Source organism: Mycobacterium sp. IDUB_5 (assembly GCF_055419565.1).
In genome coordinates this window covers 1-412 of the sequence record NZ_JBVAXX010000017.1, presented here as the reverse complement: position 1 = coordinate 412, position 412 = coordinate 1, and the positions used below count along the sequence as shown (strand labels likewise).

Genomic DNA, 412 nt, shown 5'->3' with positions numbered 1-412 from the left:
GCGATCCCCGAGGATGCCGACCACGCGGCGATCACGGCGTCGATCAAGGATGTGGTGGCCGAGGTGCAGACCTATGTGCCGGGCTACCGGTTGCTCAACGAGCCGCAGTTCGACGAGCCGTCGGTGGTCAACGGCGGCAACCACGTCGTGACCACCTTCATCGAAGTGGAGGGTGCGGGGGACTACCTGCCGCCGTATGCGGGAAATCTGGACATCATGACCGCCGCGGCCACCAAGGTGGGCGAAGAGATTGCGAAGGAAGTCCTGGCTGCGACGACCGGAGGTCACGCATGAGCACTGAGCAGATCTATTTCGATCCGATGTGGGATGTGCGGATGACCGACACGTCGCTGCGCGACGGCTCCCATCACAAGCGCCACCAGTTCACCCTCGACGAGGTCGGGGCGATCGT

The 412-nt window shown here is 63.8% G+C and carries 2 pseudogenes; both read left to right on the top strand.

From position 1 onward, the window contains the following. A pseudogene (locus tag ACZY1G_RS27810) lies at nucleotides 1–294 on the top strand (acetaldehyde dehydrogenase (acetylating)); the annotation flags it as partial. After that, nucleotides 291–412: pseudogene (locus ACZY1G_RS27805) on the top strand (4-hydroxy-2-oxovalerate aldolase); the annotation flags it as partial. The pseudogenes ACZY1G_RS27810 and ACZY1G_RS27805, both read left to right, overlap by 4 nt.